Source organism: Ureibacillus terrenus, assembly GCF_006569205.1.
Taxonomy (GTDB): Bacteria; Bacillota; Bacilli; order Bacillales_A; family Planococcaceae; genus Ureibacillus; species Ureibacillus terrenus.
On record NZ_VIGD01000080.1, the window covers coordinates 1 to 533 of the forward strand.

The 533-nt window shown below is 64.2% G+C and carries 1 protein-coding gene; it reads left to right on the forward strand.

What is annotated here, in order from left to right:
• On the forward strand, positions 1–533 hold a 533-nt coding region (locus FKZ59_RS14555; RefSeq protein ID WP_220125051.1), incomplete at both ends, for a DUF746 domain-containing protein.

The window sequence follows — 533 nt, forward strand, 5'->3', positions numbered from 1 at the left end:
GACCGGAACACCGTTCGCACGATTGGTCGGCCGCGAAAAAGGGACGGCGATGATCCCGTTGCTCTCGCGGCAAATGTCGTTGTTGCAGGCTCGCAAGCGACTCGGGCGTACCCAGAAGGCCATGCTCACGTGGTTGCTCGCGTTTCGCAAGTATCTGCTGGAGCTTGATCCGACCGGACGCTGGGAGGCGAAGGTGCGGCTGGGAGTGCGAATCGCTCCGCAGGCCCAATGTCTGCGCTGCGGCTTCGAGGGCGGATTCCTCTCGGGCGGGTTCGATCCGCAACGGCGACGGCGCATCCGCTGTCCGCAATGCGGACGTAGCCGGTTGCTGGACGTGCTTCAGGAGGAAGGGCAGGCCTATAAGGGCGTGGTCATGCACGACGCCATCGACACGGCGGTGCGGCAGCGGCGCAAATATTTTCCAAAGGCGAAATCTCCACCTGTTGCGCGCGCGGCCCAGGTTGCGGAGGCCATGCCCACGGTCCAACCGCGACGGCTCTTGCATGACGTTGCATTGCCAAAGCGCACGCTGG